22 protein-coding genes are annotated in these 20,266 nt (G+C 42.1%); 13 read left to right on the top strand and 9 right to left on the bottom strand.

Features of this window, described 5'->3' with window-relative positions; translation table 11 throughout:
* Both V7K25_RS08025 and cysS read right to left on the bottom strand, forming a co-directional pair.
* Positions 1–813 (bottom strand): TldD/PmbA family protein (locus tag V7K25_RS08025; RefSeq protein WP_335156726.1); only part of this gene is annotated, 813 nt, incomplete at its 3' end.
* 96 nt (positions 814–909) lie between these two features.
* Positions 910–2,460 carry a cysteine--tRNA ligase gene (gene cysS, locus V7K25_RS08020; RefSeq protein ID WP_335156724.1) on the bottom strand — a complete coding sequence of 517 codons (1,551 nt, stop codon included), beginning with the start codon at positions 2,458–2,460 and terminating at the stop codon, positions 910–912.
* Positions 2,461–2,597: 137 nt separating this feature from the next.
* Between cysS and V7K25_RS08015 the strand changes: the two genes are divergently transcribed.
* The 6 genes from V7K25_RS08015 (at position 2,598) to V7K25_RS07990 (ending at position 6,991) form a co-directional block, all read left to right on the top strand.
* A complete protein-coding gene (locus V7K25_RS08015; protein WP_335156722.1) occupies positions 2,598–3,716 on the top strand; it encodes a CobW family GTP-binding protein in 1,119 nt (372 codons plus the stop codon).
* 300 nt (positions 3,717–4,016) lie between these two features.
* Positions 4,017–4,469 (top strand): D-aminoacyl-tRNA deacylase, encoded by a 453-nt coding sequence (gene dtd / locus V7K25_RS08010; protein ID WP_335156720.1) that lies wholly within the window; start codon positions 4,017–4,019, stop codon positions 4,467–4,469.
* A 104-nt stretch (positions 4,470–4,573) separates the two neighbouring features.
* Positions 4,574–4,915: a photosystem II reaction center protein Psb28 gene (psb28, locus tag V7K25_RS08005; RefSeq protein ID WP_190728246.1), complete on the top strand. Its 342-nt coding sequence runs from the start codon at positions 4,574–4,576 to the stop codon at positions 4,913–4,915.
* Between the two features lie 104 nt (positions 4,916–5,019).
* Complete coding sequence (locus V7K25_RS08000; RefSeq protein WP_442948073.1) at positions 5,020–5,520, top strand: MogA/MoaB family molybdenum cofactor biosynthesis protein; 501 nt, start codon at positions 5,020–5,022, stop codon at positions 5,518–5,520.
* Between the two features lie 270 nt (positions 5,521–5,790).
* The gene (locus tag V7K25_RS07995; RefSeq protein WP_335156717.1) at positions 5,791–6,669 is read left to right on the top strand and encodes a PAS domain-containing protein; all 879 of its coding nucleotides are present in this window, start codon (positions 5,791–5,793) and stop codon (positions 6,667–6,669) included.
* A complete protein-coding gene (locus tag V7K25_RS07990) occupies positions 6,578–6,991 on the top strand; it encodes a GGDEF domain-containing protein (protein WP_335156736.1) in 414 nt (137 codons plus the stop codon). The genes V7K25_RS07995 and V7K25_RS07990 overlap by 92 nt, the downstream gene beginning before the upstream one ends.
* A 344-nt stretch (positions 6,992–7,335) precedes the next feature.
* Here V7K25_RS07990 and mraY read toward each other — a convergent pair whose 3' ends face one another.
* Together mraY and V7K25_RS07980 are read right to left on the bottom strand one after the other, a co-directional pair.
* Complete coding sequence (mraY, locus tag V7K25_RS07985) at positions 7,336–8,427, bottom strand: phospho-N-acetylmuramoyl-pentapeptide-transferase (RefSeq protein WP_335156715.1); 1,092 nt, start codon at positions 8,425–8,427, stop codon at positions 7,336–7,338.
* 267 nt (positions 8,428–8,694) lie between these two features.
* Positions 8,695–8,931 carry a DUF3134 domain-containing protein gene (locus V7K25_RS07980; RefSeq protein WP_335156713.1) on the bottom strand — a complete coding sequence of 79 codons (237 nt, stop codon included), beginning with the start codon at positions 8,929–8,931 and terminating at the stop codon, positions 8,695–8,697.
* Between the two features lie 242 nt (positions 8,932–9,173).
* Here V7K25_RS07980 and V7K25_RS07975 point away from each other — a divergent pair, with 242 nt between their 5' ends.
* The 4 genes from V7K25_RS07975 (at position 9,174) to V7K25_RS07960 (ending at position 11,708) form a co-directional block, all read left to right on the top strand.
* On the top strand, positions 9,174–9,758 hold the full coding sequence (locus V7K25_RS07975) for a PAP/fibrillin family protein (RefSeq protein ID WP_335156711.1): 585 nt from the start codon (positions 9,174–9,176) through the stop codon (positions 9,756–9,758).
* Positions 9,759–10,046: 288 nt separating this feature from the next.
* Positions 10,047–10,262, top strand: coding sequence for a photosystem I reaction center subunit IV (locus V7K25_RS07970; RefSeq protein WP_069073932.1), 216 nt, complete (start codon positions 10,047–10,049; stop codon positions 10,260–10,262).
* 251 nt (positions 10,263–10,513) lie between these two features.
* Positions 10,514–11,389 carry a DNA-formamidopyrimidine glycosylase gene (locus V7K25_RS07965; protein ID WP_335156709.1) on the top strand — a complete coding sequence of 292 codons (876 nt, stop codon included), beginning with the start codon at positions 10,514–10,516 and terminating at the stop codon, positions 11,387–11,389.
* 103 nt (positions 11,390–11,492) lie between these two features.
* The gene (locus tag V7K25_RS07960; protein ID WP_100899786.1) at positions 11,493–11,708 is read left to right on the top strand and encodes an NAD(P)H-quinone oxidoreductase subunit O; all 216 of its coding nucleotides are present in this window, start codon (positions 11,493–11,495) and stop codon (positions 11,706–11,708) included.
* Positions 11,709–12,143: 435 nt separating this feature from the next.
* On the opposite strand, the gene V7K25_RS07955 is transcribed toward V7K25_RS07960, so the two are convergent.
* Together V7K25_RS07955 and V7K25_RS07950 are read right to left on the bottom strand one after the other, a co-directional pair.
* Positions 12,144–12,473, bottom strand: a complete 330-nt coding sequence (locus tag V7K25_RS07955) for a translation initiation factor (protein ID WP_335156706.1) — start codon at positions 12,471–12,473, stop codon at positions 12,144–12,146.
* Positions 12,474–12,693: 220 nt separating this feature from the next.
* Positions 12,694–13,188 (bottom strand): hypothetical protein, encoded by a 495-nt coding sequence (locus V7K25_RS07950; RefSeq protein ID WP_335156705.1) that lies wholly within the window; start codon positions 13,186–13,188, stop codon positions 12,694–12,696.
* A 338-nt stretch (positions 13,189–13,526) separates the two neighbouring features.
* Here V7K25_RS07950 and V7K25_RS07945 point away from each other — a divergent pair, with 338 nt between their 5' ends.
* From V7K25_RS07945 to V7K25_RS07935, 3 genes are all read left to right on the top strand, one after another.
* Complete coding sequence (locus V7K25_RS07945; RefSeq protein WP_335156734.1) at positions 13,527–14,201, top strand: hypothetical protein; 675 nt, start codon at positions 13,527–13,529, stop codon at positions 14,199–14,201.
* Positions 14,202–14,265: 64 nt separating this feature from the next.
* Positions 14,266–16,026, top strand: coding sequence for a P-loop NTPase fold protein (locus tag V7K25_RS07940; protein WP_335156703.1), 1,761 nt, complete (start codon positions 14,266–14,268; stop codon positions 16,024–16,026).
* Positions 16,027–16,130: 104 nt separating this feature from the next.
* The gene (locus V7K25_RS07935; protein ID WP_335156701.1) at positions 16,131–17,639 is read left to right on the top strand and encodes a DUF1802 family protein; all 1,509 of its coding nucleotides are present in this window, start codon (positions 16,131–16,133) and stop codon (positions 17,637–17,639) included.
* Between the two features lie 86 nt (positions 17,640–17,725).
* On the opposite strand, the gene V7K25_RS07930 is transcribed toward V7K25_RS07935, so the two are convergent.
* The 3 genes from V7K25_RS07930 to V7K25_RS07920 form a co-directional block, all read right to left on the bottom strand.
* Positions 17,726–18,088, bottom strand: a complete 363-nt coding sequence (locus V7K25_RS07930) for an aspartyl protease (RefSeq protein ID WP_335156699.1) — start codon at positions 18,086–18,088, stop codon at positions 17,726–17,728.
* On the bottom strand, positions 18,085–18,402 hold the full coding sequence (locus V7K25_RS07925) for a hypothetical protein (protein WP_335156697.1): 318 nt from the start codon (positions 18,400–18,402) through the stop codon (positions 18,085–18,087). The genes V7K25_RS07930 and V7K25_RS07925 overlap by 4 nt, the downstream gene beginning before the upstream one ends.
* Before the next feature lie 204 nt (positions 18,403–18,606).
* The gene (locus V7K25_RS07920) at positions 18,607–20,193 is read right to left on the bottom strand and encodes a glucose-6-phosphate isomerase (protein WP_335156695.1); all 1,587 of its coding nucleotides are present in this window, start codon (positions 20,191–20,193) and stop codon (positions 18,607–18,609) included.
* Positions 20,194–20,266 lie beyond the last annotated feature (73 nt).

Here is a 20,266-nt window from a genome sequence, read left to right as displayed (position 1 = left end):
GCTGCCCCCAGCATAGTTACGCTCATCTCCCAAAATTCGGTCAATTTCTAGGGGATGCCCGACACTTTCATGGATTTGCAGCATCATTTGGTCTGAGGCTAAAACTAAATTGGTACGAGTGGTAGGGCATTCTTCTGCTGTCAAGAGTTCTACTGCTTGTTCGCCAATTTGCCGCACCCGATGCCATAAGTTTTTTTGCTCTAAAAGTTCTAGTCCACCTTGATAACAGTTGGCGTAAGAACCATTGTTACTACGCTGTTGTACAACCGTACCATCTTGGGCGGTGGCTCCATAATGAGTGCCTATAGATAGAGTTTTTTGATAGACTTCTGAGCCGTTGCTGCTAATAAACCAAGACTCTCTCTCAATGGTGCTAGCACTGGCTATGGTTTGCACAATCTTGTCGTCAACTTTCAGTGTTTGGCAAATCCGAACCAGTAAATCGTTAATTTCTCCCGGACTCAGAGCATCCAATGGCTCAAGGTATGGAGATTTATATTCACCAACGACTTTAGGGCGCTCACTTTCACGGAAGGGATGTATCCACCATTCACTAGCTGCTAGTGCCTGTTTATAGGCTGTTTCGGCAGCAGCTTGTAAAGAAGACAGCTCCAGAGAGTTAGTTGCTGCATAACCCAGACAGCCATTTACCAAAACCTCTAGCATGGCTCCTACAGTAAAGGATTTGCCGTTTAGTTGGGGTAAGCCATCACGGACTGAACGGGTTGTAGAAGTCTCCTTTACGGTTCTAATACCAATCCAATCAGCAGGAATGTTGAAACTAGCGATCGCTTTCTTAAGTTCAGACCACATAATTTAAGGGAATGGGGAATGGGGAATGGGGAATGGGGAATGAGGAATGGGGAATGGGGAATGAGGAATTTCCCCCTACTCCCCACTCTCTACTCCTTAATTCCGATGCCAGCGTGTACCATCACGGCTATCAATTAGCGTAATACCTTCTGCTTGGAGTTCGTCACGAATGCGATCGCTTTCGGCAAAATTTTTGGCAATACGTGCTTCTTGCCTTTGCTGAATTCGCACCTCAATTTCGGCATCGCTTAAACCATCATTTACAGGCGTTTCAACTTCTGGGTTGGCTTCTAAACCCAACACTCCAGCCAATGTCACAAGTGTTTGCCATTCTTGAAGTAATTCATCTGCTGGTTGCTTTGTTTTCCCTTCATGTATCAGGATATTTCCTTCACCAATTAGATCCTTAGCCACGAAAAATAGCCATGCTAATCCACCAGGGAAATTAAAGTCTTTGTTGAGAGCTTCGCAAAAACCTTCAGCGCTGGTGTGGAGATTGGAATTCATTTTCGTATCCGATGGCCAACCAAGTTGTTCAGCGTGTCCCTTAAAAAGTTGACCGTTGGGACGAAGTACGGGGTTACTTACTGCATCCAATGACCAACCCAGTTCTTTGCCATACTTATAGCCGAAGAGTAAACCTTCTTTAAGGGTGTGCCAACCGTTGGTTGCTGCGGCGATCGCTTCGTCGGTAAAATCTATGGGTGTGCGATATTGAGCAGTCAGGACGAACAACCGCACTGCCATCGGGTCAACTCCTCGATCCAGTAATTCTCGGATAGTGGTAAAGTTGCCCAAAGATTTGGACATTTTTTCACCATCTACCTTTACCATGCCGTTATGCAACCAGTAACGCGCTAAGGGTTTTCCTGTTACAGCCTCAGATTGGGCAATTTCGTTTTCGTGGTGGGGAAAAATTAAGTCAGCACCACCAGCATGAATATCTATGGTATCACCCAAGCGATCGCGCACCATTGCCGAGCATTCAATGTGCCATCCTGGACGACCTGCGCCCCAAGGTGATTCCCAAGCTGGTTCTCCCGGTTTTGCTGCCTTCCACAAAGCAAAATCAAAGGGGTCTTTCTTTTTCTGATATTCTGGATCTTCTACATTGACGCGTAGGCGTAGCCCGCCGTAGGCATCGCTCGCTCCAGCTTGCATATCTTCTAACTTGCGTCCCGAAAGCTTGCCATACTCAGCAAAATGTCGCACTGCATAATACACATCGCCCTCAGCTGGGTAAGCAAAACCTTTATTTTCCAACTCATGAATTAACCGTTGAATGCCATTTATCGTATGGGTAGCGCGGGGATATTCATCAGCTTCTTTGATTCCTAGCCGCGCCATATCCTCAAAATATGCTTTGATAAAGCGATCGGCTACAGCTTCCATTGATGAATGTTCAACACAGGCTCGATTCAGAATCTTGTCATCAATATCAGTAAAATTTTGGATATATCGGACTTCATAGCCGATAAACTGGAGGTATCGGCGCACTACATCCCAAACAATGCAAGCTCTCGCATGACCCAAATGGCAGTAGTCGTATACCGTCACGCCGCAGTAATACATCTTAACCTTGCCTGCTTCGACTGTTTCAAACGGTTCTTGACGACGGGTGAGAGTATTGTAAAGAGTTAGGGTCATAACAGAGTAATGCTGAAATAAGAAGATACGTAATAATAGGGTAAAGCAGCTGGGATGACAGTCCAGCATCCCTATGCTAGTGTTTTCTGGACTATCTGCGCTACATTACTATTTTTTGACTATTTGATAACAGCGCTATGCAATCAGCAGTTACACCCGAATCTTCCGCAATGGATACGCCCAAACAAGGAATGCCAGTAACAATTATTACGGGTTTCCTCGGTAGTGGCAAAACGACTTTACTCAATCATATCCTCAACAACCAGCAGGGTTTGAAAACCGCAGTTCTCGTGAATGAATTTGGCGAAATTGGCATCGACAACGAGCTAATTGTTTCCACTGGTGAGAACATGGTGGAGCTAAATAATGGTTGTATTTGCTGCACTATTAATAATGATTTGGTAGATGCAGTTTACAAAGTTTTAGAACGCCAAGAAAATCTAGATTATCTAGTAGTGGAGACAACTGGATTAGCAGATCCGCTACCAGTAGCTCTAACATTTCTGGGCACAGAATTGCGAGATTTAACTCGCTTAGATTCGATTATTACTGTGGTAGATGCGGCCAATTACAGCCTAGATTTATTTAACTCGGAGGCAGCATACAGCCAGATTGCTTATGGTGATGTAATTGTGCTAAATAAAGCTGATTTGGTTGATGAAGCCACTTTAAACGAGTTAGAAAGAAAAATTAACGAAGTTAAGGAAGGAGCAAGAATTATTCGCGCTACGCGATCGCAAGTGCCACTTCCCTTAATTCTCAGTGTTGGTCTGTTTGAGTCTGATAAATATTTTGACACAGTGGTGGATGAACACGACCATCACGATCATGAACATCACGATCATCATGATGATCACGATCACTCAACATGCGGTCACGATCATCACGAGCATGAACACGATCACCACGATCATCACCATCATTCTGACCATTTAGAAAATGATGGTTTTACTTCCATCTCTTTCCAAAGTGATAAGCCTTTTTCTATTAGGAAGTTTCAGTATTTCTTGGATAACCAGCTACCCTCAAATATCTTCCGAGCGAAGGGGATTATGTGGTTTGATGAAAGTCCGAAACGTCATATTTTCCACCTTTGCGGTAAACGCTTTACCTTGGATGATGATGAATGGAAAGGCCAACTGAAAAACCAAATCGTGCTAATTGGTCAAAATTTGGATCGTGAGACTTTAATTAGTCAACTCGAAAACTGCATTTGTCTACCTTCAAGCTCTCGCGGTAAAGGATTTGGCAAATAAAAGTTAGGAGTTGGAGACGCGATTAATCGCGTCTGTACAAAAGTTTAATACTCGTTCCCAGGTTCTACCTGGGAATGTATTCCCAATGGCTCCACCATCGATTGGGAACAATGAAAATGAGATAATAGCGACGCCGAATAGCCCGTCGTAGACATAGCTTCCTCATTCCCCTGCATTTACGCGCGAGTGTTTCGCCAATAATTACGTTAGCGAAGCGGTAGCGTTCGCGCAGCGTCTCGTAGAGAGGAACGAGCGTCCGTAGGAGCATCATTACGAATTACGAATTACGAATTAGTTAAAATGCGCGTTGTTATCCAGCGAGTCAAATCATCTCAAGTTACAGTTAACGGTGAAATTGTCGGCAAAATCGGGCGGGGGCTAAATTTACTCGTAGGCATAGCCAATACCGATACTGATGTTGAAATCGACTGGATGGTATGTAAGTGCTTGGAATTACGGCTGTTTCCTGACGAGGAAGGAGACAACCGTTGGCAAAAATCTATACAAGAAATTGGCGGCGATTTGTTAGTAGTTAGTCAGTTTACCCTTTATGGTGACTGTCGCAAAGGTCGCCGTCCTTCTTTTGACCGTTCAGCCGCTCCCCAATCAGCAGCAGATTTGTATAATCGGTTTGTTACCAAGTTAAAAGCTAGCGGTTTGCAGGTGGAAACAGGTCAATTTGGTGCAATGATGCAAGTTACAATTGAAAATGATGGCCCCGTAACTTTGTTACTTGAAAAAGAAGCAATTTAAGTACATACACTAGAAAGATTAATAACAGGAGCCTTTAGACTGTGGTGTTCTAATTGATGAGAGAATATTAAATTAACCATCACAAAAGTTTAAATTCAGTCATCATGGCGAAAATCCAGTTTTCTAGAGGTCTTGACGAAGAAGTAACTCCAGAGGTGCGCTTGACGCGATCGCGCACTGGTGACAGCGGCACAGCAACGTTTATTTTTACCAATCCAAAGATTTTAGATCAAGGTAGCACCGAAGATATTACCGGTATGTACCTGATTGACCAAGAAGGAGAGATAATTACCCGTGAAGTTAAAGCTAAATTTATCAACGGGAAACCGGAAGCATTAGAAGCACTTTACGTGATGAAATCTGCCCAAGAATGGGAGCGCTTTATGCGCTTCATGGAACGGTATGCTGAAGAAAACGATCTGGGACTGAGCAAAAATGAGGCATAGGGTATAGGGCATTGGGCATGGGGCATGAAGAATTGTCATGTTCAATGAATGCGCTATAGACCATGCCCAATTATCAATTAGTCAAAATTCATGAGTGACATATAATGCCACAACCCCACCCAGACTCGCCTAAAATTACGGTAATTTGTGCTGTGGTTACTGTCAGCGATACACGCACTTTTGAAACAGACAAAAGTGGCCAGCTAATTCAGCAGTTACTCCTTGATGCTAACCATGCTGTAGGAGCCTACACAATTATCAAAGATGAACCAACACAAATTCAAGAGCAGATAGAAAATCTAGGTAAAAGCTCAAATTTGAATGCTGTAATTTTCAGTGGTGGTACAGGTATTGCACCAAGAGACACCACTTATGATGCCATTGAAAAGTTATTAGAGAAAACATTACCGGGATTTGGTGAGTTATTCCGTTTTTTAAGTTATCAAGAAATTGGTTCGCGGGCGATCGCTTCTCGCGCTGTTGCTGGTGTTTATCAAGATAAATTAATCTTCTCGCTTCCTGGTTCCAGTAATGCTGTGCAACTGGCGATGGAAAAATTGATTTTACCCGAACTCACTCACTTAGTAAGCCAGATTTGTAATTAGCCATTGGTCATTAGCTAATATTTATAAGTATAAAAAAGCACTATTTTTTAGAAAAACTACTAGTAACTAATGACTTCTATTTCCCATGTCTAAAGCCATTGGCTCTCTACGGCGCAAGAGCTTTGGTAAAATGAGCAGCCTTTGAGAAAGTTACCATAATAACTTTTGTAAAACTAAGGTATAAGGCACTGTAATCATATTTTTATACTTACATTTTGAGGGTATCAAGAATTATAGTGAAACAGATAAAATCTTCATATCAGGTCAGTAATGGAACCTATTTCCTGGAATTGCATAATTGCTCACGCCATCACTGCATTTTCATCCTTTAGTATCCCCATATTAATAGGGGTTTTCTTTGCCAAAACTAAGGCGACTATCCCTTCTAAGTTTTGGCTAGCCTTTTTACTATCAGGTGCATTCGTACTATTTTGCGGATTTCATCACTTTCTAGCGATCTTCGAGCCACACATGGCAGTGTCGCTGCTGCACTTAGGCGTACTTGATCTAATGGCGTTTATTTCTTTGTTTGCCTTACTCTACCTGATGCCAACCGCTTATCAAATTTTAGAGGCGATCGCCAAATCTCAAGAAGATACCCGCGAACTTCAACGCGGCCAGCAGATGCAACGCCTATTCCTACAGGGCCCGTTTCTAGCCTATATCAAAGATGAGCAATCTAGAATGCTCTACTACAACCAGGGAATACAGTCTAGATTTTCGGTAGATTCACAACAATGGTTGGGGAAAACGGATAGTGAATTCTTGCCAAACCCAGAAGAGGCGCAGAGGGTAATGGAAAACGATCAAATCGTTTTGAAGACTTTACAAACCTTGAAAGTGATTGAAGAGGTAAAAATACCTGGTAACGATCAGGCGTGCTACTGGCTATCGTTTAAGTTTCCGTTTACCGATTACGCAACGGGCGATCGCCGCATCGGTGGCATTAGTATCGATATTACAGAATCTATAGAAGCACAGCGATCGCTCATTGACCTAAATCGGCAGCTAGAAGAAAAAACACTGAAATTAGAGGCAAAAAAACAGGAACTTATATATCTCTCAGATATGGCGGATATACTTTATTCCTGCCAACATTGTTATTCAGGGATTAGCAAAGCTGCTGTTAAAATCTATTCGCTCTTTTGACATTGCTTGCAGATGGGGTGGTGAAGAATTCGTGATTGTGATGCCTAATATGACGCTGGAAACTCTCAGAAAGCGAGTAGAACAACTTAGGTTAGATGTTGAACAAATGCAATTGAGGGATGGCGATCAAATCCTCGAAGGCATCACCGCTTCTTTTGGAATAGCTGTATCAGAATCAGGGATTACAGTTAAAGATTTTCTGAATCGGGCAAATCAAGCGATGCTTGAGGCCAAACGAACAGGCAAGAATCGGGTTATGGAGTATGTAAATACCTATCCTATAATTAAGGGACTTCCAAATAAAAAAATGTTCCAAAACTGAGGCAAAAACTCTCTCTATTTCTTCTCTCTGCGTTCTCTGCGCGGCAGTCGCTCATGGGGGAAACCCCCAAGACCGCGCTGCCTTGTCTCTGTGGTTCGTTTCTTGGAATAATTTATTTCTTGGAAGTCCCTAATTCATAATTAATAATTTAAAAACCCCAAGCGATGAAATGAGGAAGTTCTTCGTTGGCATCAAACGTCAGACTTTACCAGTATAGAAATCTAAAACTTATAAATTTACCGTATAAAAAACAACTCCCTGGAGATGTGGGAGTTGTTATTTTGTATTCGACTATTTCCTCAAAACATGATTCAGAATGGAGCGATGCCTGCGGCGGGCTGCGCCTACGCCAAACAGATGGCAGCCAAAATAGCAGCGATGACATAAAATACTCCAACCACTTGCAATTCTGACCAGCCAGTGAGTTCTAAATGATGGTGTAAGGGTGCCATTTTAAAGAGGCGCTTGCCTTTGCCATCAGGACCTTTGGTGGCTTTGTAATAACTTACCTGTGCCATCACCGAAAGAGTTTCTACAAAGAAGATACCACTGAGAATAAATAGAGCTACTAAGGTGTTTGTCAATAGCGCTACAGCTGCTAAAGCGCCGCCCAGTGCTAAAGAACCCGTATCTCCCATGAAAACGCGGGCTGGGTTGCGGTTATGGGCTAAGAAACCTAAGCACCCACCACTTAAAGCAGCACAGAAAACCATCAACCCAGGTGCTGTAGGTGCAACTAAAGCCCCTAATGCCAAAAGTGCGATCGCTACTGTTCCTGCTGCCAAGCCATCAATGCCATCTGTTAAATTAGTCGCATTACTTTCTGCAACTAGCACAAAACCTGCTAAAGGCCAAAATAGGAATCCCAAGGGAAGTGTAAAGCTCACCCAAGGCAAAGCAATATTTGTAATATTAGAAGGTTGATTAAACATCAGCCATAGACAAAACACTGTCGCAAAACCCACCTGCAAAGCCAGTTTCGTTCCGGGAGATATACCTTTATTTGATTTACGGCGCAGAATTTGCCAATCGTCGAGCCAGCCAATCAATCCGTAGCTGATTGTCAATGCCGAAACTGCAAGCACCTCTTTAGCAAAGTTAGATAATATACAGGCAATTATCACACCTACAGGGATAAAAAATATACCTCCCATTGTTGGCGTGCCTGCCTTTTTTAGATGTGCTTGGGGGCCATCTTCACGAATTATTTGTCCAGTTTTGAGCGCTTGAAGTAGGGGTATTACCCAATAGCCCACCACACCTGAACCCATAGCACACAAGAGTAGTGGCAGGGTTAAGGACATACTTTGCCAAGGTAGCCTATTGGCCATCGAATCCAAGAAAAATGCTGTTGTAGCTAGCCCCACGGCTAATAAAGAGGCTAGAGCGATTCCAGAAATATTTAAACCTTGCTCAGGAGATAATTTAGCGTCCACAGAAGTTTCCCTTCACTCCACACTTAATAAAATTCAATATCACCAATTAGCGATAGTAATCGCTAACACAGCACAACGGAAATAAACATACCATTTCAAATGGTGCAATAACTTGGAATACAATTTTATGCGTGAATTTTGAGAGCCAGTTGCTACCCTGCGAGAACTTAAGAGAGTAGCTTGATTTCCCGCTAGGGGTACAAGTCGCCACTGCAAGGGCGCACTGGCTCCTTCTGACTTTTGCCTTGTGGTACTAGCCTGAAAAGGCTAATCCTCGGCGATTCCTATATCGTCATCATCATCAAGGTCGTAGCCAATCCCATCTTCTACACCCATTAGGGAGTCTATTTCTTCTTCGTCATCTTGAAAATCCGGTTCGTGAACGTCACGCGCGATGATCCGACCGTTGGTTTGCAAGCAGTCCAACAAAGAGGACTCTTGCTTTAAAGAGATAACATCGGTTCGCTGATTACGGGGTACTTCACGTAATGGAGAGTTCAACATATCAAAGAGGACAAGAAAAGGTTTACGTAAGTTGACATTTAGAGTCTATCACTTGGCACGGATTAATTTAGTTATCTTTTCAACCCTTTTGTTGATAAATCCGCATTCAGATAGAAATTTTTTATTTAATAGGCGTATTGCTTACGCAAAGCCTTTATTTAGTAATTTTTATGGTTCTACACATAGGTTATGAATATGTTGTTTATGCTGATGGTAAGGACTGATTTTTGAGGTGACAGGCGATGAGCAAAAAAGCGGCTCTAATGGATGCGATCGCTGGGACAAATCGCGGTCTACTGGCGACTGAGCTACAGAAACAGGCTATCTTAGCAGCGATCGCTAATTTAGAAGATTTTAATCCTACACCCCGTCCGGTAGAGGCTAACAATTTGCTTAATGGCGATTGGCGATTACTATACACCACCAGCAAGGCTCTTTTAAACTTAGATGGTTTACCTTTGTGCAAACTGGGTCAAATCTATCAGTGTATCCGGGTTGATACTGCCAGTGTTTACAACATAGCTGAGATTTATGGCTTACCTTATTTGGAAGGATTAGTTAGCGTTGCTGCTAAATTTGAGCCAGTTTCAGGTCGGCGTGTCCAAGTGAAATTTGAGCGGTCTATTATCGGCTTACAACGTTTAATAGAATACAATTCTCCGGTAACTTTTATCGAACAAATTGAAGCAGGTAGAAAATTTCCCGCAATTGATTTTGCAATCAAGAGTGATAAACAGCAAGGCTGGTTAGATATCACCTATATAGATAACGATCTGCGGATCGGCAGAGGTAACGAGGGAAGTGTGTTTGTCTTAACTAAAACATAAGCTTCTACAAAATAAACGCTTGCGAACGAAGGTACGCTATAACGTGTGCCTTGTCAAGTATGTTCTAATACCATTTTCAATTTTGGTTAGGGAGTAGGGAATGGGCAAAGATGAGGGAGATGAGGGAGAAAGAATAATTAATATTCAATTCCCAATTCCCACTCCCTACTCCCCACTCCCAATTCAGACAAATAACTTAACAAAGACTCTTGCTGCTACCTTCAGGTAGTAGAGTGAAATCAATTAGCCCTCTAGATTGGCGATTGATAACTAAAAGGGAAAATAATCATGGTTCAACGTGGTTCTAAAGTACGTATTCTCCGCCCTGAATCCTACTGGTTTCAGGATTTAGGAACTGTGGCTTCCATTGACCAAAGCGGCATCAAATACCCTGTAATTGTCCGCTTTGAAAAGGTCAATTACTCTGGTATCAATACCAACAACTTTGCCCAAGATGAATTAGTAGAGGTTGAAGCACCAAAGGCTAAACCACCTAAAAAATAAGCAGCAAAGCTACAAGGGGTTGTTTGATGCGATGATGAAGGGTAGTCTTAAGTCTGAAGTATGAAGTCTGAAAATTTCAGTTCATTCATCTTTCACCCAAGCCTACCCTAATCTATGAGAAGCTGCCCTGAGGGTATTTACGGTTTCTCTTGGGTAGTAATAGAAGCCACTTACGGCTGTGTAAGTTACTACTCCATCTCTTCTTTATTCAATGCCCAAGTACATCAAAATTGCCTGCTTAATCAGTTTGAATGCCTGAACTGCCTGAAGTTGAAACAGTCCGAAGGGGCCTAAATCAATTGACCCTTAACCAAGAAATTACGGGTGGAGATGTGTTGCTCGATCGCACCATCGCCTACCCGTTTTCTGTTAGTGAGTTTGTTGATGGAATTAAAAAGAATGCGTACCCCGGAGGGGTTGGCGCAGCCATCGCTACTTGGCATCGTCGCGGTAAATATCTCCTTGCCGAACTCTCTTCCACAGGTTGGCTAGGGGTTCATCTGCGAATGACCGGTCAACTACTATGGCTGCACCGAGATGAACCATTACATAAGCACACGCGGGTTAGATTATTCTTTGGGGAAGAGCAAGAATTACGCTTTGTCGATCAGCGTACTTTTGGGAAAATGTGGTGGGTTCCGCCTGGTGTTGCTGTAGAAAGTATTATGACTGGTTTGGCAACACTGGCAGCAGATCCATTTTCACCCGAATTCACTGTCGAGTATTTAGCAAGCAAACTCCAAAACCGCCGTCGTCCAATTAAGACTGCACTACTCGATCAATCGGTAGTGGCGGGATTAGGTAACATTTATGCCGATGAAGCCCTGTTTAAGAGTGGAATTTTACCTGAAACCTTGTGTCTAGATTTGCAGCTAAAGCAAATTGAGCGTTTGCGAACAGGAATAATTCAAGTGTTAGAAACCAGCATTGAGGCTGGCGGTACGACTTTTAGTAATTTCTTAAGTGTTAAGGGTGTCAACGGCAATTATGGTGGTGTTGCCTGGGTTTATAACCGCGCTGGAGAACCCTGTCGAGTTTGTGACACTCCAATTATGCGAATTAGGTTAGCTGGGCGATCTAGTCACTTTTGCCCCCAGTGTCAAACGCTACGGGGAATTAGGAGTTAGGAGAGACGCGATTAATCGCGTCTGTACAAGAGTTAGGAGTTTTTAGCTCAGAAGTCTTTTAAAATGCGGATAAGTCTAATCTAGAAATTTGAGAGGGGAATTCATGGCAGTCAAAAAAGGAGATATGGTTCGCGCTATCCGCGAGAAACTAGAAAACAGTCTGGAAGCAAAAGCTAGTGATACTCGCTTTCCTCCCTATTTGTTTGACAGCAAGGGCGAAATTGTAGATATCAAAGGTGATTACGCCCTTGTTAAGTTCGGGAAAGTGCCAACGCCAAATGTTTGGTTACGTGTGGATCAGCTTGAAGAGTTTAAATAATTAAACGCCTTGAGACTGAAGTCCTTACAGTTAGCCATATCCCGTCCTGTGCTGAAGTATGGCAATTCAAAGATTCAGTCTACTTAAAGTGGACTAAAATTTTTGCTTAGAGGATATTTGTAAAGTATCAAGTTGTATAAAGATCCCCCCTAAAAAAGAGGGGGGAACCGGAAGCTTTTTAACAGTTATCAGTTATCAGTAAACATTTAAAAGTATTGAGCGATCGCAGTAAATTTTGGGTAACAATGGGTAATCTAATAATTCGTAGAAGAAACCTCTCCCTGGTTTTACTACCTAAAAGTGTCCCTCTGTGAGTCGGAGAGGGAAAACTTGAACTTTAGTTTGGGGTAGGGAGAAGTAAGTAATGTTTTAAATGCGAGTTTGAATTCTCCCCCTTCCCTAGTAGGGAAGGGGGCTGGGAGGTTAGGTTTCGTGTTAGCGGCGGGAATCCTCATCTGCGGGGTCGCCATAGGGGTCTTCACTGGCTGGGCGGACATCACCGTAAGATGCGATATCTGCGGGGTCGCCGTAGGGGTCTTCACTGGCTGGGCGGACATCACCGTAAGACGCGATATCTGCGGGGTCGCCATAGGGGTCTTGACTAGCTGGAATCACGTTGCCGTAAGATGCCGGGTCTGCGGGGTCGCCGTAGGGGTCTTCGCTGGCTGGGCGGACATTGCGATCGCGAAATTCGGTATCTTCTGATTGCTCGCCGTTACCTCCCAACAAGAGATCCTTCGCTTTTCGGAAAAATTCATCTACCATAATCTGTCTCCTGATTTAAGTTTGTCAGGACTTACGCAAAAAGGCAGTGAAAGCCTTGATTTACCGTAGGGGTAATTCATGTAGACGCTGAATCGGCTTCCCCCAGGATATTGCCCCTACATTTCGTACCTGATGCGTAAGTCCTATTTGTGTTTCCGACGTGCGCGATTGGCGTTATCCTCCAGGAAACCCGCTTTCTTATTTACACACGCTTCGCTATCTAAAGTGCTGGGGCTGACTCTGAAGTTATACCAGTGAGATCGCGACCTGAAGTATTCCCGTTATAGCCTTGGAATTGGCGATATTTTTGTGCCTCAGATTCCGGTACTCGAATTCCTTGTGATGGTGCCGTTACCCAGTGAGCGCGATGTTCAGCATCACGGTAGTATACACGCCCATTCTTGGAAAGATAGTACTTACCTTGCGCTCCTTCTTGTGAAGCATTTTTATGCTGGTTGTAGAGGTAATAAAGTCCCGCAGCTCCTGCCAAAAGTGCCACTTTTTGCCCGGTACCCAATCCCTTCTTAGCTTCAGGTTGGTTTGTAGCGTTGCGATCGCTCACTGTTCTACCAGCAGTATCATCAACAGGTGGTGGCACAGAAGCGTTTCGGGAACCTCCTCCGCAGCTACTCAGCAAGGGTACAGTTAGCAATGCGGAAAGCAGCACTGCAAATAGACGCGAAACTATTTTACGTTCTTTTAATATTGTGTTCATCGGATTTCATCATCACCTGTATTTGCTAAAAGCTTTGCTGTTGCAAAAACAAAGTTGGAATTCCTGTTATTTCGCGCGGGATTGAAAAAACATATACCACTCAATTTACAACTGCACAGCTACAGCGTTTCACTGTTATGATGATCGATTTTCTCAAGTATTCCATCCTGCCTTCGAGAGAAACTGCATTCATCCGAAGGAAATATATTGTTGATTTTTTATTAATCAATTTAGCCAAAACGCGGAAATATTCAGCAATTTCTCGGTTATCTTTTCGGGATAAATAATTTAAAAAGATACAGTTACTATGATGATCTTTGCCAAAAAGTACACTCAATATAACATCACAAAATATAGCCCAAACTAGAACTCGTCTCCTTTTGGCTTTGTGGGATTTGGGAGGAACGCAGCAGGAAGTTAAGAAGGGTCAACTCACTAAGCGGATTGTATCCAAAAGCCAGAAGGTAGCAGATTATCAGGGTTCATTGGAAGAATTACAGAATCAGGGTGCGATCGCAATTTCCACAAAGGGATATTCTCTGACATCTGGCAAGGGTTTAGAGGTATTGGGTGAGGGTTTGAGAAGTGGCGATTTTAAGTTTGAAGGAACGATTGTCGGTACTTGGGCGGCGAATGCGTTGGTGAAGTGGATTAGTCAGATTGATGTTGCGGTAACTGGTGCAGATGTACCAGTTAATGGGAAGAGTGCGTTAGCGGAGCTTTCCAAAGGAATCGCATCTTACGACGAGTTTAAGTCAGTGGCGTTGGAAGTCTACGACAAGTTGAACCAAAACTACAACTTAGATGATCTCGTGCCAATTTATCGGATTAGGAGAGAAATAGGCGATCGGGTTAGTCGTAGAGAGTTCAGTGAGTGGTTGTTGGAAATGCAGGAGAAAGATATTTTACAACTTCAAGGTGGAAGTTTACCAGATAACGACCCAGCCAAACTTGAAGACTCAGTAACTACAGAAGTCAGCGGACTCCGTTGCTATGCCAAACTTTTAAACTAATCCACCAATTTTTGTAATTTTTGCTAATTCTCTGCTAGCCCTCATACACAACGACTTCAAATTTATGTCTAATGATTTAATTAATGCTATCAGCAAAAACAACCCATTTCAGGGACGCTTAGTAGTTAGAGATCAGAATGTTTGGGGACAAGGTTTTCCTGATGTATCCTCTTTAAATTCTCATGCTTCTAATGCTGTTTATGACGCAATTGAGAAAGTTCGTAGCGGACAAAGAAAAGTAGTTGGTATTACAATTACAGCAGAAAGAGGTTTAGGGAAAAGCCATATTATCAGCCGAATTCGTCATCGCTTACAAGTTGATGGTAGCGCTTTATTTGTTTACATGAGTCAGTGCAATAACCTAAACCGTATTAAAGCAGAGTTCTTAACTACTCTAGCCACTAGCCTTAAACAAATAGGTAGTCAAGGTGTTAGTCAATGGCAGTACTTAGCAACAGTTTTAATTAATGAAGCTTTCAACAAAAACTATACGGCCCAACAGCTAATAAATCAATTTCCTGGGGCATTAGTCAAAAATCCCAAGGTAGTTGAAGTTTTACGAGATAAGGTGCTTAGTATCAAGCCTGATCTAGAAAATCCTGATATTATCACAGCGATTTTATGGACACTATCTCCTGATCCAGCTTATGAAATTTTTGCTATTAGATGGCTTGCTGGTAACAGCCTACCACAGACCAAGGCTGATGCAATGGGTTTAGCTAATGTTAATGCAGATGATAAAGAGGCTGAATCCTTCAGTACGGCACGGCAAATCCTCAACTTAATTGGTGATTACAAACCAATAGTAGTTTGTTTTGATGAAATGGAAACTGACCACTGTAATGAAATAGGATATACTGGACGACAAGTAACTGCCATTTTTGCTAAAGACTTATGCGACAAAATTAAACGTGGCGTTTTACTAACTTCTATCTTTCCCGATCACTGGATTAATGAAGTTAAAAGATTAGGAAATGCTGATTCAGTTGTAGATAGAATTGGAGAGCAAGTTATTGAACTAAAGTATCTCAATTCTGATGATGTTATTAATTTAGTTTCTCGATGGCTTGAAGAGTTTTATCAAGAAAATGGTTTAACACCTCCTCATGTACTTTACCCATTTGATGAACAGAAGCTAAGAGCATTAGGTAAAGAAAGACCAATAGTTAGAAAAGTTTTGAAATGGTGTGCAGACAATTTTAAGTTTCCTGGAACAGCCGTAGATATACATCCTGTAGAACCTGCTTATAATCAACAAATATCTGCTTTAGAAACTACCATAGAAAATTACATGGAGGATAAAGCAACTCTTGCTCAAGCACTCCGATTAGGATTTAGTGCAGTCATTGGTGAAACTATAGAGAATGTACAAATTGAAAAAGTTGTCGATATTCAAGTAAAAGCTGTTGATAGAGGCTATCTTGATTTTAAAATTGTTGGCACAGAAAACGGTAAAGATGTCAAAATTGCCGTGGCTGTTCTGCAAGAGTCTGGGGGCTTATTTGTCCAAGCTACATTGAAACGGTTAATTCGCTACAAAGACTTTGATGTAACTCGTGGTTGCTTAGTTCGCTCTAAACAAATTAATAAAGGTGCTACTAAAGCACAAGATTGTTTAAAGACGCTTTTATCAAAGGAATTAGGTGGTGAATGGGTATTATTAAAATCTGAAGACATCAAACCACTTTTAGCATTGCATTTTGTGATGAAGGGTCGTGAAGATGATGAGTTAACAGAAGATCAAATCATAGATTTTATTCACACAAAACGGATAGCAATTGATAATTATCTTATCCGTGAAATTATCAGCGATCCATCAGGGTAAGTTCCTAAAGATGCAATTGATGAAGACAAAGAGAGTAGTATTATCACCTTAATAGAGGTTAAAGATGTAGTAAGTGTTGGTTCAGATGATTTATTCCAGGAATAATGATGAATACAGCATTACGTTTACCAGCACCAGAAATTGAGGCATTGTTGCAAGGGAGAATAATCGCAGTAATGCCTAATAAATTTATTACTCCGGGGCGAGAATTTGCCCTTTGTCCAGCAGATACGTCAATTAATTTACTACCCGTTGAGCAGTATTATTGCTCAAGTTTTTTACCTATTGCCCAAAGTACATTTGCACAACTCAATAGTCAGGGCGTTTTAATACAACCTCAGCAAATGAGTTTACTTCCAGATGAGGAACAGTTAAAACTACCCCTTTTAGCGTATGAAACAGTCTTACTTAAAGCTTGGGCTAAGTGTGAACTGTGCCAAATTATAAACAATGCTGGATCTTTGGCTGCTTTATCACAGCTAACTATTTGGACAACAGAAGCTTTAAAGGAAATACTAAGGCAAAAGCAAAATATTTTTTTGGCATATTTGCGAGTATATCAGTTGCCTAAATCAATTGAAGTCCCGATAAAATCAAATAGCCAGTTTGTTGCATTACCGCAACCTGTGAATCTTTCTGAAGTCAACCCAGTATTAAACGATCGCACCTTCGCCCAACGCAAACGCCAATTAGAAAAGCTAGAACCCCCGTTGCATCCTGAATTGGAAGAATTGCAGAGTGCGATCGCATACCTAACCATTAGTCAAGCAGCAGCTAAACAATTAGACGACGATATCAAAGTATTTTTGGGTTGGAGTAGCGATAAACTAACAAATCTATTAGATTCAGACTTACCTTGGATTCATAAAATTGCTGAAGTTGGCAACTCTAGTGACGGAAATACATTTGAAAAATTAGTTCGTAGAGGATTACTAAAATTAGGATTTACAGGTTCAGGCTTGAATCCAGATGCAACTGGTGGCGCAGGAGGTATGGATTTTTACGCTGAACAACCTTATCCAATAGTAGGAGAGTGCAAAGCAACTAAAACTGAGAAAGTTACTGATGGTACACCTGCACAGTTACTAAAAATAGGTATGAACCATCTTGGTAAATTTCAGTATGACAATTCTATTAAGTTAATTGTAGCCGCCGGAGAACTAAATTTTTACGCATTAAGAACAGCTACCGAAAATCAAATGAATGTTATTAGCCCTGAAACACTACAAAAACTCGTTGAACTGCAAGCACACTACAAAAATTATATCAACTTATTAGAACTAAAAGAATATTTGCAACAAGCTCCTTTTGGTTTAGCTGAAGATAAAATTAATACTTATATCGATAAAGTGAGACAATCTATAAGATTGCGATCGCACATTATCCAGCTTGTCAAAAATTATCTACAAAACTCAGGCGCAGAATCTGCTGGCGTTGATGCTCTACATGGTGCTTATTTCGGCTCACATCCACCACAGCCAATAAAAACAGCAGAAATGCACGAAATTCTGATAGAACTTTCTTCACCCTTAACAGGCTACTTGGGGCGAATTAAAGGTAGTGATTGGAATAGCGATCGCTTTTACTTTCTCCGCGATTTACCTATTAACTAAAAATCATATAATATATCTATTTTCTTACCTTCGCGCTCTTTGCGTCCTTTGCGGTTCGTTTAAAAATAACTGAAGTGCGATCGCAGTTATCCTAAAGTTAATATACCAACCTGATAATTTGCCACCAACGGCAGAATTTTTAGCCACTCTGAACCTAACAATACTTCCATAATTTCATTGCCCACATAAACATTAATTTCATACTCTTGTTCGTTTAATATCACCTTGCCTAAATAAATATCAAATCTTGATTCCCCCTTAGCAGTTCGTAAAGATTCCTCACCGATATAAAACCAATCTAGACCCTCCAAATCTTGTTTGTTAATAGCCAGAAAGCCTGTAAAACCAGTATCCAACATAGCATCCACAGGCAAATCTAATCCATCAGATGTAATCAAACCAATTTCAAAAAATAGTTGCCCATTATCTCCAAAGTTCCCCTGAATCATATTGCGCCAGTTGTTCCCGTTTCATTTAGACAGAATACACAATGTCTACTATTTGGGTATTTTTCAAGGGATTTTTTATGAGCTTGCATTTTATCCGCATCAATTAAGTAATCACCACTATCTGGCTCCACTGCAATATACCAGCCATAGTGTTCCTTAATCAAATCGGGACGCACACGCTCAAAAACTGCCCGACAACGCTGATAAAATAATTCATCTTCAGCTTTGCGTCTAGCAAGTTCTTCTGAGGATAAAGTGCGTTCTGGAAAAATTCTACCCCGACGTGCAGGTTGTTTTGCTGTTGATTCAGCCATAGTCTTAATCCTACTTAATTGATGCTGCCTTAACTTTATGTTAGGGCAAGCAATTAGTTCCTCTATCCTTCAATTGCGAATTATGAATTATACAGTGAAGCATCCTAGACTGAAGATACATCTTCTATCTAGGATGCTTCACAATAAATAATTGTTGCTTATACAACAATTAATGAACAAAATGTGATATTTGGACTAGAGCTATCAGCTAGCAGAAACGGTTAAACTGCCGGGTTTCTGAAGATCACCTTGCAAAACCACACCTCGCTGATTGGCATGGATATGACGCAAAATCTTGTAAATTGCCTCAACTTGCTCTGATGCGCCTGCTTTCTTTGCAAGTTCATCAAGAGAAATGGGAGCTTTTTCTTTTTGCAGCACTGCTAACACTCGTGTTTGCAAATCGAGAATGGAGGCGGCTGCTTTTTTGCCAGCTTCTACCCCTGGTTGATGGTAGGCGTTGACATTGACTAAGCTAGCGTATAAACCAACAGCACGTTCATACAAAGCAATTAATGCCCCTACAATTCGGGGGTTAACTTGGGGAATGGTGACTGTAATCGAATCGCGGTGATTTTCATAAAGCGCTTGTCGGGTTCCTTGGAGAAAACCAGAAAGATAATCGCCTGACGTAACTCCCGGATCTATTTCAGTGGATGGCCCCTGACGATCTTCCAACACTTCGATGAAGGTAGCAAAGAAATTTGCTACACCCTCACGCAATTGCTGAACGTAAGCATGTTGATCTGTTGAGCCTTTGTTGCCATAAACGGCGATGCCTTGATGAACAACGTTACCGTCTAAGTCTTTTTCCTTGCCCAAGGATTCCATCACCAGCTGTTGCAAATAACGACTGAATAAAAATAAGCTGTCCTTGTAAGGTAGAACAACCATATCTTTTTCGCCCTTTCCATTACCAGCAAAGTACCAAGACAAAGCAAGCAAGGCTGCTGGGTTATTTTTCACATCTGGGACGCGGGTAGCGTCATCCATTTCCTTTGCGCCATCTAGAATGGCGTGAACATCAATGCCCTGTAATGCGGCTGGTACTAGCCCCACAGCAGACATTTCTGAGGTGCGTCCTCCTACCCAGTCATACATAGGAAATCTGGCTAGCCAACCTTCGTCTTTGGCTAGTTTATCGAGGTTGCTGTCAACGCTAGTAATTGCTACCGCATATTGAGCAAATTCCAAATTGTGTCCGGCGTAGGCTTTTTTAACTTCAATCATGCCATTGCGGGGTTCCGGTGTTCCCCCAGATTTGGAGATTACCAATACCAAAGTGCTGGCGAGGCTATTTCGCAGATGATTGAGAACGCGATCGATACCTGCTGGATCGTTATTATCGATAAAGTGAAGTTTCAGGGGCGGGAAATCAGGAGCAAGGGCTTCCGCGACGAATTGGGGGCCGAGGGCGGAACCTCCAATGCCAATGGAGATAATATCCGTGAAGCGGCTTGCTCTGGGAGGATGAATAGCACCTGTTTGGACTTTTTCCGCAAAGGCTTCGATTTGTTCTAGGGTTTGGACAATTTCTTGTGTAAGTTCTGGAGTTGGCGCTAAATCAGGATTTCGCAGCCAGTAGTGTCCAACCATGCGATTCTCGTCAGGATTTGCGATCGCACCCTTCTCCAGTTGAGCCATATCCGCAAACGCCTTGTCAAACTTCGGCTGCAACGAATCCACGAAGGCATCATCGAACCGGATTCGACTCACATCTAAGTACAGTCCCAATCCCTCGTGGAAATATAACCAGTTTTGGTATCGTTGCCAAAGTGCCCTAGCATCCATAGGGAAATCTCAAATAAAGTGTTTTTCAAAACCAGTTTAATGTAAGGTTATAGCGATCCCTGCCTAGCCTTAT

This window comes from Nostoc sp. (assembly GCF_036919495.1).
Taxonomy (GTDB): Bacteria; Cyanobacteriota; Cyanobacteriia; order Cyanobacteriales; family Nostocaceae; genus Nostoc.
Note: the sequence above shows the minus strand (reverse complement) of the source record. Positions and strands in the feature narration are given on the sequence as shown.

Coding starts and splice junctions, on each gene's coding strand:
- cysS (WP_335156724.1), bottom strand. CDS start 2,460: ATGACCCTAACTCTTTACAATACTCTCACCCGTCGTCAAGAACCGTTT.
- V7K25_RS08015 (WP_335156722.1), top strand. CDS start 2,598: ATGCAATCAGCAGTTACACCCGAATCTTCCGCAATGGATACGCCCAAA.
- dtd (WP_335156720.1), top strand. CDS start 4,017: ATGCGCGTTGTTATCCAGCGAGTCAAATCATCTCAAGTTACAGTTAAC.
- psb28 (WP_190728246.1), top strand. CDS start 4,574: ATGGCGAAAATCCAGTTTTCTAGAGGTCTTGACGAAGAAGTAACTCCA.
- V7K25_RS08000 (WP_442948073.1), top strand. CDS start 5,020: ATGCCACAACCCCACCCAGACTCGCCTAAAATTACGGTAATTTGTGCT.
- V7K25_RS07995 (WP_335156717.1), top strand. CDS start 5,791: ATGGAACCTATTTCCTGGAATTGCATAATTGCTCACGCCATCACTGCA.
- V7K25_RS07980 (WP_335156713.1), bottom strand. CDS start 8,931: ATGTTGAACTCTCCATTACGTGAAGTACCCCGTAATCAGCGAACCGAT.
- V7K25_RS07975 (WP_335156711.1), top strand. CDS start 9,174: ATGAGCAAAAAAGCGGCTCTAATGGATGCGATCGCTGGGACAAATCGC.
- V7K25_RS07970 (WP_069073932.1), top strand. CDS start 10,047: ATGGTTCAACGTGGTTCTAAAGTACGTATTCTCCGCCCTGAATCCTAC.
- V7K25_RS07965 (WP_335156709.1), top strand. CDS start 10,514: ATGCCTGAACTGCCTGAAGTTGAAACAGTCCGAAGGGGCCTAAATCAA.
- V7K25_RS07960 (WP_100899786.1), top strand. CDS start 11,493: ATGGCAGTCAAAAAAGGAGATATGGTTCGCGCTATCCGCGAGAAACTA.
- V7K25_RS07955 (WP_335156706.1), bottom strand. CDS start 12,473: ATGGTAGATGAATTTTTCCGAAAAGCGAAGGATCTCTTGTTGGGAGGT.
- V7K25_RS07950 (WP_335156705.1), bottom strand. CDS start 13,188: ATGAACACAATATTAAAAGAACGTAAAATAGTTTCGCGTCTATTTGCA.
- V7K25_RS07940 (WP_335156703.1), top strand. CDS start 14,266: ATGTCTAATGATTTAATTAATGCTATCAGCAAAAACAACCCATTTCAG.
- V7K25_RS07935 (WP_335156701.1), top strand. CDS start 16,131: ATGATGAATACAGCATTACGTTTACCAGCACCAGAAATTGAGGCATTG.
- V7K25_RS07930 (WP_335156699.1), bottom strand. CDS start 18,088: ATGATTCAGGGGAACTTTGGAGATAATGGGCAACTATTTTTTGAAATT.
- V7K25_RS07925 (WP_335156697.1), bottom strand. CDS start 18,402: ATGGCTGAATCAACAGCAAAACAACCTGCACGTCGGGGTAGAATTTTT.
- V7K25_RS07920 (WP_335156695.1), bottom strand. CDS start 20,193: ATGGATGCTAGGGCACTTTGGCAACGATACCAAAACTGGTTATATTTC.